This is a genomic window from Micromonospora tarensis (genome assembly GCF_016803395.1).
Classification (GTDB): domain Bacteria; phylum Actinomycetota; class Actinomycetes; order Mycobacteriales; family Micromonosporaceae; genus Micromonospora; species Micromonospora tarensis.
Window position 1 is genome coordinate 1 of sequence record NZ_JAEVHL010000163.1, and the last position, 15,136, is coordinate 15,136.

General features: G+C 72.9%; 14 protein-coding genes. 5 read left to right on the plus strand and 9 right to left on the minus strand.

What is annotated here, in order from left to right:
• A partial coding sequence (locus tag JM949_RS24925; RefSeq protein ID WP_203150726.1) for a ferredoxin occupies positions 1–1,540 on the minus strand: 1,540 nt, incomplete at its 3' end.
• A complete protein-coding gene (locus JM949_RS24930; protein WP_309232314.1) occupies positions 1,537–3,153 on the minus strand; it encodes a hypothetical protein in 1,617 nt (538 codons plus the stop codon). The genes JM949_RS24930 and JM949_RS24925, both read right to left, overlap by 4 nt.
• A gap of 276 nt (positions 3,154–3,429) precedes the next feature.
• Between JM949_RS24930 and JM949_RS39305 the strand changes: the two genes are divergently transcribed.
• The 3 genes from JM949_RS39305 (at position 3,430) to JM949_RS24940 (ending at position 5,858) form a co-directional block, all read left to right on the plus strand.
• The gene (locus JM949_RS39305) at positions 3,430–4,791 is read left to right on the plus strand and encodes an alpha-amylase (protein WP_309232315.1); all 1,362 of its coding nucleotides are present in this window, start codon (positions 3,430–3,432) and stop codon (positions 4,789–4,791) included.
• Positions 4,788–4,874 carry a hypothetical protein gene (locus JM949_RS39310; protein WP_309232317.1) on the plus strand — a complete coding sequence of 29 codons (87 nt, stop codon included), beginning with the start codon at positions 4,788–4,790 and terminating at the stop codon, positions 4,872–4,874. The genes JM949_RS39305 and JM949_RS39310 overlap by 4 nt, the downstream gene beginning before the upstream one ends.
• Positions 4,875–4,949: 75 nt before the next feature.
• Positions 4,950–5,858: a L,D-transpeptidase gene (locus tag JM949_RS24940; protein WP_203150727.1), complete on the plus strand. Its 909-nt coding sequence runs from the start codon at positions 4,950–4,952 to the stop codon at positions 5,856–5,858.
• 5 nt (positions 5,859–5,863) lie between these two features.
• Here the strand turns inward: JM949_RS24940 and JM949_RS24945 are convergent, their stop codons facing one another.
• The 4 genes from JM949_RS24945 to JM949_RS24960 are packed head-to-tail and all read right to left on the minus strand — an operon-like array spanning position 5,864 to position 9,351.
• A complete protein-coding gene (locus tag JM949_RS24945) occupies positions 5,864–6,496 on the minus strand; it encodes a response regulator transcription factor (protein ID WP_309232316.1) in 633 nt (210 codons plus the stop codon).
• Positions 6,493–7,623, minus strand: coding sequence for a sensor histidine kinase (locus JM949_RS24950; RefSeq protein ID WP_203150728.1), 1,131 nt, complete (start codon positions 7,621–7,623; stop codon positions 6,493–6,495). The genes JM949_RS24945 and JM949_RS24950 overlap by 4 nt, the downstream gene beginning before the upstream one ends.
• A 26-nt stretch (positions 7,624–7,649) precedes the next feature.
• Positions 7,650–8,450: an ABC transporter permease gene (locus JM949_RS24955; protein WP_203150729.1), complete on the minus strand. Its 801-nt coding sequence runs from the start codon at positions 8,448–8,450 to the stop codon at positions 7,650–7,652.
• A 1-nt stretch (position 8,451) separates the two neighbouring features.
• Positions 8,452–9,351, minus strand: coding sequence for an ABC transporter ATP-binding protein (locus tag JM949_RS24960; protein WP_203150730.1), 900 nt, complete (start codon positions 9,349–9,351; stop codon positions 8,452–8,454).
• Between the two features lie 217 nt (positions 9,352–9,568).
• Between JM949_RS24960 and JM949_RS24965 the strand changes: the two genes are divergently transcribed.
• Both JM949_RS24965 and JM949_RS24970 read left to right on the plus strand, forming a co-directional pair.
• Complete coding sequence (locus JM949_RS24965) at positions 9,569–10,423, plus strand: alpha/beta hydrolase (protein WP_203150731.1); 855 nt, start codon at positions 9,569–9,571, stop codon at positions 10,421–10,423.
• A gap of 56 nt (positions 10,424–10,479) precedes the next feature.
• Positions 10,480–11,631 carry a site-2 protease family protein gene (locus JM949_RS24970; protein WP_203150732.1) on the plus strand — a complete coding sequence of 384 codons (1,152 nt, stop codon included), beginning with the start codon at positions 10,480–10,482 and terminating at the stop codon, positions 11,629–11,631.
• A gap of 69 nt (positions 11,632–11,700) precedes the next feature.
• On the opposite strand, the gene bdeA is transcribed toward JM949_RS24970, so the two are convergent.
• From bdeA to JM949_RS24985, 3 genes are all read right to left on the minus strand, one after another.
• Positions 11,701–12,609: a bis(hydroxyethyl) terephthalate hydrolase gene (bdeA, locus tag JM949_RS24975; protein WP_203150733.1), complete on the minus strand. Its 909-nt coding sequence runs from the start codon at positions 12,607–12,609 to the stop codon at positions 11,701–11,703.
• 199 nt (positions 12,610–12,808) lie between these two features.
• A complete protein-coding gene (locus JM949_RS24980; RefSeq protein ID WP_203150734.1) occupies positions 12,809–14,092 on the minus strand; it encodes an FAD-binding protein in 1,284 nt (427 codons plus the stop codon).
• Entirely contained in the window at positions 14,089–14,841 is a 753-nt protein-coding gene (locus JM949_RS24985) for a hypothetical protein (RefSeq protein ID WP_203150735.1), read from the minus strand. The genes JM949_RS24980 and JM949_RS24985 overlap by 4 nt, the downstream gene beginning before the upstream one ends.
• Between the last annotated feature and the right edge of the window lie 295 nt (positions 14,842–15,136).

Sequence of the window (15,136 nt, forward strand, 5' to 3'; positions counted from 1 at the left end):
TGGACGGGAAGGCGGGAAATCCGTTCGCGTCCAGCCGGATGAAGTCCGGTACGACGTGCGCGCACAGGCCGTGCCCGTCGCAGCGCGACCAGTCCAGAGCCAGCTCCGGGCACACCTTGACCGCCTTCAGCGCGCCCTCGCGCAGCCAGGTCGGAACGGGCGTGGACGGGAAGGCGGGAAATCCGTTCGCGTCCAGCCGGATGAAGTCCGGTACGACGTGCGCGCACAGGCCGTGCCCGTCGCAGCGCGACCAGTCCAGAGTCAGCTTCTGCGGGTTGGGGTCGGGTGCGCCGGGCAGCCCCATCACGCCCTTGACCCGTCGGCCGCAGCCGTCGCCGGTGCTGTGCATGCGCAGGTCGTCGGCGAAGACCTCGATGGCGGAGAGGGCGAACCGGGCGGCGCCGTCCGGGTGGCTGCACGCGCCCCGGCCCTTCACCTCACCCGCGGCGGCCCGGACCACGTCCGCTGGTTGGCTGCCGGCCACGGCCAGGTCCACCGCGCGGGCCAGGTCCGGCAGGCCCATCTTGCACGGCCCGCACTGGCCGGCGGACTCACCGGCGAGGTAGCGCACCACCTGGGCGGCCTCACCGAGCGGGCAGGTGTCCAGGCCGATCGGCACGATGATGCCCGCGCCGAGGGTGCCGCCGACAGCGGCGAGGCCCTTGCGGGAGACCTCGGCCTTCTCCGCCGCCTCCGGGGTGATCCACTTCCCGTGGTAGCCGCCCATCAGGATGCCCTGCCCGTCCGGCACCTCGCACAGATCGAGGACGTCGCGCAGCGGCATGCCGGCGGTGCACTCCACCACGGCCGGTCGGGCCGCCGAGCCGGTCACGGTGAGCAGCACCGTGCCCGGCTCGTCGTCGGTGCCGAGTGCCGCGTACTCGTACGGGCCGAGTCGCGCACCGACGGCCAACTGGGCGTACGTCTCGGCGTTGGACAGCAGGGTGGGCAGGCCGCTGACGCCGGAGTCGCTGGACCGCTTCTTGGTCCCGGACGGGATGTGCGGCAGACCGTTGATCCCGTTGACCAGCGCGCCGCCCTCGCCGGAGATGAACCGGTGCGGCACGGTGACGATGGTGGTGGGCACCGGCATCCGGCGCTCGTCCAACGCCTCCATCAGGGAGTCCCGGCCGACCCCGTCATCGGCCACACCGATCACGATCTCGTCCGCGTCCAGCGCGTACGCGGCGAGCGCCGCGCCGTCCAGGATCAGGTGCGGGGCGCGGGTCAGCAGCACCTTGTCCTTCCAGCTGGCCGGCTCCCCCTCGGTGGCGTTGACCACCACCACCGCGGAGAGGTCCTGCCGTTCGCAGGACTCCAGCACCGCGCGCAGTTTGCGGGCGAACGGGAAACCCGCCCCACCCTTCCCCTTGAGCTGCATGCCCTCGGCGAGCCGGAGCAGCTGCGCCGGCTCCATCGGGCCGATCGGACCGTGCACCTCCTCGTGCGCGAGCAGGTCGAGACGGCCGTACTCGGCGAAGCCGGCGGTGAGCCGGGGCTCCCCCACGCAGGCGACCGGTGGCACGGCGGTCCGCCTCACTTCGCCTCACCCCGCAGACCTGCCCAGTACGCCCCGTCCACCGCGTCCGCACTGGCCTTGCGACGCTTGGAGCGGCTCTCGCCGGATGCCCGCTTGGCCCGCCGGGACGCCAGGTCGACAAGGGTCGGGGTGTCGTCGACCGGCGGCACCTCGTCCGGCATGTACCGGGCCGGCGGGCGCCAGTAGTCCGGCTCCTCCGGCAGGTCGTCCTCGACGCTGTGCCGACCACTGCCGCTGCGCGGCGTCGCCGAGATCGGCTCGGCGGAGACCGGGCCGGCCGAGATCGGCTCGGCGGCCTGCCACCGGCGCGGGCTGTCCCACGGCTCCTCGGGCTCGTCGACGCTCGGCTGCGGCGGCGCCGAGTAGCGGCTGCCGTCGTCCTCGCTGCGCGAGCGGCGGCGGGACCGCTCGGCGGCCGGCTCCTCGGCGCGCCGACGCCCGCCCGGAACCTCCTCGTCCCGGGTACGCGAGCCACGCCGCCGGGTCACCGGCTCCAGCTCCTCCTCGTCGTACCGACCGATGCTGGTCTCCTCCACCTCGCGGCGGGCCGACCGACGGGTCTCGGTCTCCTCGGCGCGGCGGCCGCGCGAGGACCGTTCGGTGTCCCGGCGGGCCGTCGGCGCTTCCTCCTCCACCCGCCGGCGTCGGCTGGGTCGGGTCGGCTCGACGAGGGAGCCGGGCTCGGGTACCACCGGAACGGTGAAGCGTTCGGGGTCCCGCCGGGCGGTCGGCGCGGCCCAGGTGGCGGTGCTGGTCTCCGCCCAGGCGGGCCGCTTGTCCGCGTCGGCGCCCCGGCGTCGGTTCAGCCCGGCCAGCAGCGACCGGCCCCGGCTCACCTCGCCGCCGACCATCGCCGCGTTGAGGGCCGCCGCCTGGTACTGCTCGCGGCTGCGCCGGTTGATGGTGGCCAGCAGCCGGGCCACCAGGGCCCCCACCACCAGCAGCAGGCAGCCGATGTAGCTGAGCACCACCCAGGTCGCTGCGGCCCGCCCGGCGTTGAGGCCGTGCACGATGGCGAACGGCCAGGCCACGTACGCGGTGGAGTGCAGCGCGCGCCACAGCCACTTCGGACCGACGCCGGCGAAGCGGGCCCGGATGATGCCGGTCCAGATCACGCTGACCATCAGCAGGGCGGCCACCGTGCCGAGCCCGACGTAGAGCCCCCGGCCGCCGAGGAACGGCAGCACCGCGTCGGTCGCCGACGCCCGGCCGGTGACGACCTTGGTGAGCACGTGGAAGCCGAGCCCGGCCACGCCCAGCACACCGGTGGCCCGGTGCGCCGACTGCAGCAGCACCCGGTGCGAGATGCGCAGCACCAGCCGATCGGTGGCGAGCACACCGAACATCACTGTGGTGCTCAACGCCACCAGGGCGACCACCCCGGCGAAGAACTCGGTGAAGAAGAAGCCGTACGCGTACGCCGTCTGGCCAGTGCCGGTCAGCATGATCGCCGACCAGAGCGCGGCGAGCAGCGACGCGATCAACAGGGCGGTCGCCGACCGGGACGGCGTGCGCACCCCCCGACTGCTCGCGCTGGTCCGGACGGTCGCCGCCTTCTTGTCCTGCTGTGCCCGGGCCATCTGCTCCTCGATCGTCTCGCGGCGGCGTACCACCGGCCGACCCCTGCTCCCCCATCCAGTACGGACGGGCGGGGCGCGCGGATCATCCGCCGCCGAAAATTTCTGGGCCGGAATCGAACCGACCGGCACCGGCGTGCGTTGCACCCGCCTCACTGCCCCGCGACGGGCGGTGACGAAGGCGCACGCATTGACAGTCATCGCAACGCGCTTGTAATCTTTCAGAAATTTTCAGCCCGGTTTGCAATAGTCCGTCAACCGGCTGCCTCCCCGCCGCACCACCACCACCCCCGCTCCCGGTCAGGAGTCCCCATGCACCGACGTCGACGCGGCTCGTCGTTCCTCGCCCTCGGCCTGGTCGCCAGCCTGATGGTCCCCGCCACCGTGACGGCATCCCCGGCCGTCGCCGCCCCGTCCGGCGGCAAGAAGGTCATCGCCCAGCTCTTCGAGTGGAACTGGCCCTCGGTGGCCAGCGAGTGCCAGAGCACCCTCGGCCCGAAGGGCTACGGCTACGTTCAGGTCTCACCTCCGCAGGAACACGTGCGGGGCAACCAGTGGTGGCTGGCGTACCAGCCGGTCAGTTATCGGATCGAATCCCGCAAGGGCACCCGGGCCCAGTTCCAGTCGATGGTGAACACCTGCCACGCGGCCGGGGTCAAGGTGATCGTCGACGCGGTGATCAACCACATGTCCGGTCAGGACAACGGCGGCATCGGCTGGACCGGCTCGTCCTACTCGCACTACGACTACCCGGGCAACTACCAGACGCAGGACTTCCACCACTGCGGGCGTAACAACGGTGACGACATCGCCAACTACAACGACCGGTACGAGGTGCAGAACTGTGAGCTGGTCAACCTCTCGGACCTGAAGACCGAGTCGGACCACGTCCGCACGAAGATCGCGTCGTACCTCAACGACCTGCTCTCGCTCGGCGTCGACGGCTTCCGACTGGACGCCAGCAAGCACATGCCGGCCGCCGACATCGCCGCGATCAAGGGCAAGCTGTCCCGCTCCGCGTACCTCGTGCAGGAGGTCATCTACGGCGCCGGCGAGCCGATCCAGCCGACCGAGTACACCGGCAACGGTGACGTGCACGAGTTCCGCTACGGCAAGGACCTGGCCCGGGTGTTCCGCTCCGAGCGGTTGGCGTACCTGCGCAACTTCGGCGAGGGCTGGGGGCACCTGCCCAGCGGCTCGGCCTCGGTCTTCGTCGACAACCACGACACCCAGCGCGACAGCGGCGGCGTGCTCACCTACCGCGATCGGGGCGGCTACGCCCTGGCGAACGCGTTCATGCTGGCCTGGCCGTACGGCTCGCCGACCGTGATGTCCAGCTACACCTTCACCGCCCGGGACGCCGGCCCGCCGTCGGACAGCGCCAACAAGACGCTCAACACCACCTGCTACTCCGGGTGGGAGTGCGAACACCGCTGGCCGGTGATCGCCAACATGGTCGGCTTCCGCAACGCCACCGAGGGCGCCGGGGTGGCCAACTGGTACGACAACGGCAACAACCACATCGCGTTCAGCCGCAGCGGCAAGGGTTTCATCACCGTCAACGACGAGGATTCCGCGGTCAACGGCCGGTCCTACTACACCGGACTGCCGCCGGCCGATACTGCGACGTCATCCACGGGACGTACGCGGGCGGCACGTGCAGCGGACCGGTGATCACGGTGGACGGTAACGGCTGGTTCGCGACGAACGTGCCGGCGCACGACGCCGTGGCCATCCACGTCGGCGCGCGGCTCTGAGTCGTCCGGGGCCTCCGGCCGGCGGGTCTCGCCGAACCGGAGGCCCCGAGGCATCCGCCACCTTAGAGTGGTTTCGTGGCGTTTGACCGAAAGTCCCCGTACCGTCGTCGTGCGGTCTGGCTGGCCGCCGCCGTCGGCGTACCCGCACTGCTGGTGACCGCGCTGCTGGTCGGCCAGGCACTCACCCCCAGCTCGACGGCTCGCGACGACCGCAACCGAACGGCGGCCGACCCGACCCCGAGCAGCGTGGAGCAGCCGGAGGAGTCGATCCCGCCGGCGGCACCCGCCCCGGCCGGGCTGCCGGTGGTCGACTACGACCCCGCGCCCGGAGGGTTCCCCGCCGATCCGGCCAGCATGGACACCACCCCGCTGACCGAGGGCGCGCACCCGACCAGACGAATCGCCGCGTACGACGCGCCCGGCGGTCGTCCGCGAGCCTTCCTCGAACCGGCGATCCGCGGCGTCGAGCTGACCATGCCGGTCACCGAACGACGGGCCGGCTGGACCGCAGTCCTGCTGCCCTCGGCCAACCGACGGCTCGCCTGGTTGCCGCCCGGCGGATTCGACACAGTGCCGCTACGCGACCAGATCGTGGTGGAACGCAAGGTCCACCGACTCACCTGGTACCGGGCCGGCAAGGCGGTGCGTTCCTGGAAGGTCAGCCTCGGCCAGCCGGGGCAGGAGACCCCGCTCGGGCGAACCTTCGTGCTGGGCCGCACCCCACCACCGGAGGAGGTCTACGGCGGGGTGGACATCTACGCCCTCGGTTCGGTGCCCGACGACCCGGAGTCGGTGCCGGCCGGGCTGCGCGGCGCGCACATCGGGTTGCACACCTGGCACCACGACGACGAGCTGGGCGAGAACACCACCAACGGCTGCATCCGGCTGACCCGCAGCGGTCAGCGCGAACTGCTCGCCGAGGTCCGCCCCGGCAGCAGCCTGGTCGTGGTCGACCAACTGCAGACCCCGCCGCCGACCGCCTGAGCGGCTCACTCGCCGAGCAGCCAACCGTTCCGCTCGGCGACCCGGATCGCGTCGGCCCGGTTACGGGCGCCGGTCTTGCCGATCGCCGCCGAGAGATGGTTGCGGACCGTCCCCTCCGACAGGTGCAGCGCCCGGGCCAGGTCCGCCACCGTGCCGCCGCCCCGGGCGGTCCGCAGCACCTCGGTCTCCCGCTCGGTCAGGGGGCTGGTCCCGGCCGCCAGCGTCTCCGCGGCCAACGTCGGGTCGACCACCCGCAGGCCGGCGTGCACCCGGCGGACCGCGTCGGCCAGTTGCCGTGCCGGGGTGTCCTTGACCACGAACCCACTCGCGCCGGCCTCCATCGCCCGGCGCAGGTAGCCGGGCCGACCGAAGGTGGTCACCACCAGCACCCGGCAGGCCGGCACCGCGGCCCGTAACGCCGCCGTGGCGGCGATCCCGTCCAGGCCGGGCATCTCCACGTCCAACAGGGCGACGTCGGGCGCGCTGCGGCGGGCCTCGGGCACCACCTCGTCGCCCCGGCCGACCTCGGCGACCACGGTCAGGTCCTCCTCCAGCGAGAGCAGCGCGGCCAACGCACCCCGGACCAGCGCCTGGTCGTCGGCGAGCAGCAACCGGATCCGCTCGGGGCCGCCGCTCACCGGGCCTCCTCCGGCGCGTGCACCCGCAGCAGGAAGCCGCCGCCCTCCGGCCGACGGCCGACGGTCACCACGGCGTCCAGCCGGCGCGCCCGCTCGCGCAGCCCGGCCAGCCCGTACCCCCCGCCGTCCGGCGTGGACGGACCTCGGCCGTCGTCGCTCACCTCGACCCGGTCCGGGTGGACCCGGATCACGCAGCACCGCGCCCCGCTGTGCCGGACCACGTTCGTCACCCCCTCCCGTACCGCCCAACCGAACAACCGGTCCCACTCTTGCGGCAGGTCCGGCACCTCGGTGGGCAGGTCCGCCGCGATGCCCGCCGCGGCCAGCGCGGAGCGGGCGCCGGCCAGCTCCGCGCCGAGGGTGACCTCCCGGTACGCCCCGACCGTCTGCCGTACGTCGGCCAACGCCGCCCGGGCCAACGCCTCCACCTCGGCGATCTCGGCGGCGGCCCGGTCGGTGTCCGCCGCGATCAGCCGCCCGGCCAACTCGGCCTTGATCGCCACCACGGTCAGCGAGTGCCCGAGGATGTCGTGCAGGTCGCGGGCGGCACGGGCCCGCTCCTCGGCGACCGCGAGCCGCCCGATCTCCTGCTGGGCGGCCCGCAGCTCACTGTTGCGCTGGGCCAGCTGAGCGACCCCGAACATGGCGAACGAGGCGAGCAGCACCGCGAAGACGATGCCGCTCTCCGCCTCCCATCCCGGCACCAGCCAGGAGGTCAACACGGGCGTCACCGCGCAGAGCAGCACGGCGGACAGCGCCTCCCACGGCGGCAGCAGGAAGACCGCCGCCGCCGCGACGTAGACCAGGGTGGCCAGCCAGTCTCCGCCGGTGCCCGGCATGCTGGCCAGGCCCACCGCGAGCAGCAGCAACAGCCCGGCCCGCGCCCGGCCCGCCGGGATCGGCAGCAGGGCCTGACGCAGCCCCCGGGCCCACTGGAAGAGCAGCACGTAGCCGACGCTGAAGGCGACAAGCGTCGCCACCCCGACCACCCGCCGCCACGGCTCCGGCTGGTGCAGCGCGGTGGCGAGCGGCACGTTCAGGAAGAACAGCCAGACGGCGGCCAGCAGCCAACCGGTGAACCGCCAGTGGCGGCTCACCGGTGGGAACTGCCCCGTCGCAAGGTCCATCGGGTTCACGCTAGCGGTCCGGGCGGTCAGACCCGCGCGGTGTCCCGGCGGAACAGCCGGGCCGCGCCGATGCCGAAGACCAGCGCCCAGCAGACCATGTTCGCCACCCCGGCCACGCTCACCCCGTCACCGGTCAGCGGGGCGCGGGCCAGCACCCCGACGCCGTAGACAGGGGTGAACTTCGCGACCTGCTGGAGCACGTCCGGCAGCACCTCGACCGGGACGAAGAGCCCACCGAACATGGCCAGCACGGCCAGCATCGGGCCGATGATCTGCATGACGTTCTCGGCCGGCACCAGGTAGCCGACGAACAGGCCGAACGCGGCGAAGACCAGTGAGCCGACCCAGGCGGCGAGCCCGGACAGCAGCCAGACGTACGCCGGGACGCGGACGCCGGCCGCCGCTCCCACCAGGAACTCGACGACGACCGCGAGCAGGCCGAGGGTCATCGCGGTGGCCAGCTTGGTGGCCACGTACGCGATGGGACGCAGCGGGGTGAGCCGCAGTTGCCGGCTCCAGCCCAGGGCGCGCTCGGTGGCCACCGCGCCGCCGACGCTGGTGGTCGCCACCATCGCCGCGTACACGGCCAGGCTGATCATGACGTACGCCGTCACCGGACGGCCGTTGCCCAGGCTCTGCCCGCCCTGCGGCAGGCCGAAGATGAGGAAGAAGACCCCCGGCATGATCAGCGTGAAGGCGAGGGTACGGCGGTTGCGCAGCACCCGGCGCAGCTCGATGCGCAGGACGCCGAGGCAGAACCCACCCAGGGCGGGCAGCCGGCGGTCCGGCTCGACGGTGCGGGTGGTGGTGGCCGACACTGTGGTCATCTCAGGCTCCGGTCTGCGCGGTGGTCAGGGCGAGGAAGGCGTCCTCGAGATTGCGGGAGGTGATCTCCACGTCCCGGGCGGCGGTCCGGGTCAGCAGGTGCCGGGCGAGCGCGTCCGAGTCGCCGGTGCGGACCAGCACGCTGTCACCCCGTACCTCCACCGCGTCCACCCCCGGCAGCGCGGCGAGCGCGGCCTGGTCCGCGCCGGGCAGGGTGGCCCGCACGGTGCGGCCGGCGGCCAGGTTCTTGATCTCCGCGGTGGTGCCGTCGGCGACGATGCGCCCCTGCCGGACCAGCACGATCCGGTCGGCGTACGCGTCCGCCTCGTCGAGGTAGTGGGTGGCGAAGATGACGGTCCGGCCGGCCCGGGCGTCCCGGCGCAGCGCCTGCCAGAAGTCCCGTCGGCCCTCGACGTCCATCCCGGTGGTCGGCTCGTCGAGCACCATCAGGTCCGGGTCGGGCAGCAGGGCCAGCGCGAACCGCAGCCGCTGCTGCTGGCCACCGGAGCAGCGCCCGACCACCCGCCCGGCGATGTCGGCGATGCCGGCGCGTTCCAGCACCTCGGCCACCGGGCGGGTGTGCCGGTAGAAGTGGCTGGACATCTCCACGGTCTCGCCCACTGTGAGGTCCTTGAGCAGACCACCGGTCTGGAGGACGGCGGCGACCCGGCCGTGGGCCACCGCGTCGTCGGGGGTGCCGCCGAGGATGCGGACGGTGCCCGCGTCCGGCCGGGCCAGCCCGAGCAGCATGTCGATGGTGGTGGTCTTGCCCGCGCCGTTCGGGCCGAGAAAGGCCACCACCTCGCCGGGCCGCACCCGCAGGCTCAACCCGTCGACCGCGGTGAGGGCGCCGAAGGACTTGGTGAGGCCGTCCAACTCGACGGCCGGATGGGTACTGGTCATGTCAGTAATGCTCCGGCGGCGGGTACCCCGATGCCCGGAGCGGTCGTCACGCCCGCACCGTGACATTTGTCAGGGCCGTCCGGGGCGGTCCTGGGCCGGGCCACCCGGAGCGTGGCCTACCCGGCAGCACATACCGGACAGCCCACGCCGACGCAGGAATTCCAGGCTCCGCAACGGGTAACCGCCGGGCCGGACGCCGTCACACCGGGAGGACGCGATGGGTGCCACGCCGCAGGGCCAGGCCGACACGGTCGTGCTGATCCACGGACTCTGGATGACCCCGCGCAGCTGGGAGGGGTGGATCGCGCGGTACACCGCACGCGGCATGCACGTGATCGCCCCGGCCTGGCCCGGCATGGACCGGTCCGTGGAGCAGCTGCGTGACGACCCCGGCCCGATCGCCGAGCAGAGCATCGCCACGATCGTCGCCCACTACGACCGGATCATCCGGGCGCTGCCGCGACCGCCGATCATCATGGGGCACTCGTTCGGTGGCCTGTTCACCCAGGTCCTCGTCGACCGGGGGCTGGGCGCGGCGGCGGTGGGGGTGCATCCGGCGGCGGTGAAGGGGGTGCTCAAGGTGCCGCTGAGTCAGCTGCGCTCCGGCTACCCGATCCTGCGCAGCCCCGGCAACCGCCACAGGGCTGTCCCGTTCACCCCGGACGACTTCGCCTACACGTTCGGCAACACGATGAGCCGCGAGGACTCCGACCGGGCCTGGCAGCGCTACGCGGTCCCCGGCGCCGGCCGGGTGTTCTTCGAGGGCGCCTTCGCCAACGTCGACCCGCGATCGCCCGCGCGGGTCGACATCGGGCGCACCGACCGGGCACCGCTGCTGCTGATGGCCGGCGGGGCCGACCACGTGGTGCCGGCGTCGGTGGTCCGCACCAACGCGGGGCTCTACCAGAAGTCCCGGGCGCTCACCGCGTACCAGGAGTTCCCCGGCCGGTCGCACTTCACCGTCGGCCAGGACGGCTGGGAGGAGGTCGCCGACTACGCGTTGGACTGGGCGCTGCGCGCGGCGGCGCTGCCCCGGGAGGCGACCATCGCCAGCGAAACTCCGCGCCGCTGAACCACCAATAAGCCTGCCCGGCGCATGGGCCGACCCGGCGGGGGTAACGGGCGAAGATGAGGGCGAGTTTCCGGCTTGGCCGGGTCGCGGGAGTGCCGGTCAGCGTCAACTGGAGTGTTCTGGTCATCTTCGCGCTGATCGCCTGGGGGTTGGCGGCCAACCAGTTTCCCCGCTCGTACCCCGACCGCTCGCCGGTGGCGTACACCATCGCCGGGCTGGTCGCGGCGGTGGTGTTCTTCGTCGGCCTGCTCGCCCACGAGGTGTCGCACGCGGTGGTCGCCAAGCGCAACGGGCTGACCGTCAACGGCATCACGCTCTGGTTGTTCGGCGGGGTGGCCGAGCTGCGGGGTGAGCCGCGTGACCCGGGCGCGGAGCTGCGGATCGCAGGGGTCGGCCCGCTGGTCAGCCTGCTGCTCGGGGCGTTCTTCGGCGTCGTCGCCGCGCTGCTCGCGCTCTCCGGGCAGGGCGGGCTGCTGCTCGGGGCGACGGCGTGGCTGGCCGGCATCAACGTGCTGCTGGCCATCTTCAACGTGTTGCCGGCAGCGCCGCTGGACGGTGGCCGGCTGCTGCGCGCCGCGGTCTGGAAGGCCACCGGCGACCGGACCCGGGCGTCGGTGGTGGCCGCCCGGGCGGGCTGGGTGCTGGGTGTGCTGCTGATCGGTCTCGGGTTGTGGCAGTTTCTGTCCGGGGTCGGCTTCGGTGGGCTCTGGCTGGCCCTGATCGGCTGGTTCCTGATCGGTGCCGCCGGAATGGAGGAGCGGCAGGCCCGCACCGGCAACGCGCTGCGCGGGATCCGGGTGGGTGACGTGATGACGCCGCAGCCGCAGACCGTGGCGGCGGAGATGACTGTCGCGGACTTCGTCGACCACTACCTGTTCGCCTACCGGCACTCGGCGCTGCCGCTGACCGAGGAGGGCCGGCCGACCGGTCTGGTCACTGTCGACCGGGTGCGGGGCGTACCGGCCGAGCGGCGGGCGACGACCACCCTGGCCGAGGTGGCCTGCCGGGCCGACGAGCTGGTGCTGGCCCAGCCGGGTGAACAGTTGAACGATCTGCTCCCCCGGCTCAGCGAGTGCGCCGACGGTCGCGCCCTGGTGGTGACCGACGACGGCCGCCTGACCGGCATCGTCTCCCCCAGCGACATCAGCCGCGCCGTCCAGCGCAACACCCTGCGCACCCCGGCCGGCTCCCCCATTCCACCCCGTTGATCATAAGTTATCGCCCTCTGGCGCAGCGTGTCGGCGCGATAACTTCATGATCAACCAGGACGGGGAGCGTCAGGAGTGCGGGCAGGTGTCGCGGTACTCCTGGATGGCGCTGGAGGCTTGGGGTGCGGGGCAGAGGAACTGCTCATAGCGGGTGTCGTCGTCGACAAAGCGCTTCAGCCAGGAGATGCTGTACTTCGCGACGGTCACGTTCGTCGAGGTGGGCGCGGAGTGGCTGGCGTTGTTGAGTTCCAGGTACGCCTTGTCCAGCGTGGACGGCAGGCTGGTGTAGAACGGCTCCGAGTGCGACGCGACCGGCGCCACCGAGTCGTTCTCCGCGCCGAGCACCAACGTCGGCACCCGTACGCCGGACCAGTTCTTCACCGTGTGCCAGCCGGTCAACGGGATCGCGGCCTGCAACTGGGGCCGGGTGTTCGCCGCCGAGAGGCTGCCGCCGCCTCCCATCGAGTGCCCCATCACGGCGAGCCGACCGCGGTCGATCCGGGTACGCACGCTGCTGGTGTTCGTCAGGTAGTCCAGGGCGGCCAGCAGTTGGGTGCCCCGGCTGGCCGGTTGGTCGTACCGGGACAGCGTGTCGATCGTGATCACCACGAAGCCCTGCGAGGCGAGGCGCGGCCCGAGCCACGAGACGCTGGACTGGGTCGCGGTGAAGCCGGGCGAGATCGCCACCGCGCCGAACGTGCCCTCGGCGGTGCTGGTCGGGTAGTAGACAGTGCCACCCCCGAAGCCGGTGACGCCGCTGGCGGCGACAGTGCTCTGGGCGATGGCGAACGCGCCCCGGCTGGCCTCGATGCTGCTCACGGTGGGGTCGGGGCCGCGCTGATACGGGCTGGCGGCAGCGCTGGCGGGTGGCGCGGCGGCCAGTCCGGCGCCGAGCACGGCCACGGCGAGGGCCCACCGCAGGACGGGGCGGAGGCGTCGGGCAGGCGGGACGGGGGTGGTGGCGGGCAACGGTTGCATGTCTCGCTCCAGGGGGTGGAGCCGACGACCCCGGGACGGAGGTCGGCCGATGAGACTCATCGACATGCATAAGTGTTTAACGGGGCGCGTCGCCGCACCAATCCCAGCCTGCTCATGCCACCGCGCTATGGCGCCGCAGCGGGTCAGCGGGTCAGCGGGTCAGCGGGTCAGCGGGTCAGCGGGTCAGCGGGTCAGCGGGTCAGCGGGGGAAGTAACGGTCCAGCAGGTCGGTGCGGAACTTCCCGGTGGGATCGAGCCGGGCGAGCAGGGCGGTGAAGTCCGCGTACCTCGGGTAACGGGCGGCCAGCTCGGCCGGGTCGGTGACGAAGACCTTGCCCCAGTGCGGACGGGGCGCGAACGGCGCCAGGCGCTGCTCCACCGCGGCCACCACCGGCAACACGGCCGCGCTGTCGTCGACCCAGGTGAAGTGCAGCAGGAAGCTGTCCCGCCGGTGGTTCGGGCTGAGCCACAGCTCGTCCGCCGCCACCGTACGCAGCTCGCAGACCAGCAGCACCGGGGCGATCAGGTGCGCCACGTCGTCCAACGCGGCCAGCGCGTCGGCCGCCGCGTCGCGCGGCACGTGGTACTCGGACTGCAACTCGTCGCCGCTGCTCGGGGTGAACCCGAGCTTGAAGTGCGGCAGCCGCTCATGCCACGGGCCCGGCTCGCCGAGCTGCGCTGTGCAGTTCTCCGGCGGCATCCCGAGCACCGGGTGCCGCGGCTGCTCGGCGGCGGTGGTGCCGAGCCAGTCCGCCGACGGCGGCGACTGGTCCGCCGCCTGCTTGCGCCACACCTCGCGCAGCCGGGGCGTACGGAAGTCGGTGAAAACACTCACGCTGTACGCCGAGCCGAGCGCCTCGTCCAGCGCCTCCCGGTCGAGGTCGAGGCGGACGTACTGGCGCAGGTCGAAGGTCGGCACCAGGTCCAGGGTGACCCGGGTGACCAGGCCGAGCGCGCCGAGCCCGACCACCATGCCGGCGAACGTGTCGCCGTCGGTGTCCCGGTCGACCCGCAGCAGGTCACCGTCGGCGGTGACCATCTCCAGGCCGGCGACCGCGCGGGCCAGGTTGCCGTGGGTCTGGCCGGAGCCGTGGGTGGCGGTGGCCACCGCGCCGGCCACCGAGATGTGCGGCAGTGAGGCGAGGTTGGCCAGCGCGTACCCCTCGGTGTGCAGCTGTCGGGCGAGGTCGCCGTAGCGCAGCGCGCCGCTCACGGTGACCTGCCCGCGTTCCCTGTGCACCTCGACCACAGGCGGCAGCCCGGCGAGGCTGACCAGGTCGCCGTCGGTGTCACCGAAACGGTTGAAGGAGTGCCCGCTGCCCACCGCCCGGACCCGGGTGCTGCCGGCGACGAGTCGGCGCAGTTCGTCGACGGAGGTGGGGCGGTGGAACGCCCGCGCGGCGTACCGCACGTTGCCGGCCCAGTTGCGGCGCGGAACGTCGACCCCGGTGGTCGACGTGGCGTTCGGTCCCTGCGCGGTCATGTGGCGGTCTCCCGATCGGTGGTCTGGTGGTCGGCCAACGCGGTGACGAGGGCGTCCAGAACGGTATCCGTCTGCGGCCGGCCGTATCCACGCTGGGCGACCGGCAGGCCGGCCGCGCAGGCACGTTCGATCTCTCCCCGGGCCGCCTGCCGGGTCCGCGGGTCCCCGGACACCAGGGCGTTCTGGCCGCGCCGGATGATCTGGTCGACCCGGTCCATCTGGTAGCCGCGCAGGCCGGCGGGGAGTTCCGGGTCGGCGAAGGCGGCGCGGCGCAGGGCCGGCAGGTCGACGAAACGCTCACCGGCATGGCGGGTGAGCGCCGCGGCCACCTGCTCGGGCTGCTCGCGGACCTGGTCGAGGACGAGCAGCTCGACGGCGGGTCGACCGTCGAGCGGGTGGCGGGCGGTCACCGGCTCCATCGGCACCCCCGGCGCGGGCACCAGCAGCAGCCGCGGCGGCTCCGGACGCCCGTCGCGTCGGGGCGGCTCGTCGAGGACCAGCGCGTCGACCTCCGCCCACCGGATCACCCGACGCAGGCCGGGCCGGCGGATGGTGAGCCCTTCCGCGCCGATCCCGAACCGAAACGGTCGCAGCGCGCTGACCAGCGCCACCGCGCCGAGCGCGATGGCACCCACCGCGATGATCGTCCGTAGCAGGGCGCCGTCGCGGGGCAGCGCCAGCAACACCACCCCACCGAGTACGCAGACCAGGGCGAGCACCAGGGCACCCCGACTCCGGCGCAGTTCCACGCTCGGACCCCCGTTTCTGACCGTGGCGTCGGTCCCAGCATCTTCTGCCAAACCGGGCACCGAGGACACCGGTCGATCGGGCACGGTTGTTCCCGCCATCGTCGGGGAACCCTACGCGCATGAGCAGCTACCGTGATCCGGCCCCGCGGGGCGACGTCTTCCCCTCCGAGGAGGAGCTGGACCCCACCGGCACCGGGGTCGAGCAGGCCAGCGCGCCGCCGGCCGGCGGGTTGCCGGGCCACCCGTCGCCCACGCCCGGTCCTCGGCCCACACCGGCGCCCGCGCCGGCCCCGAC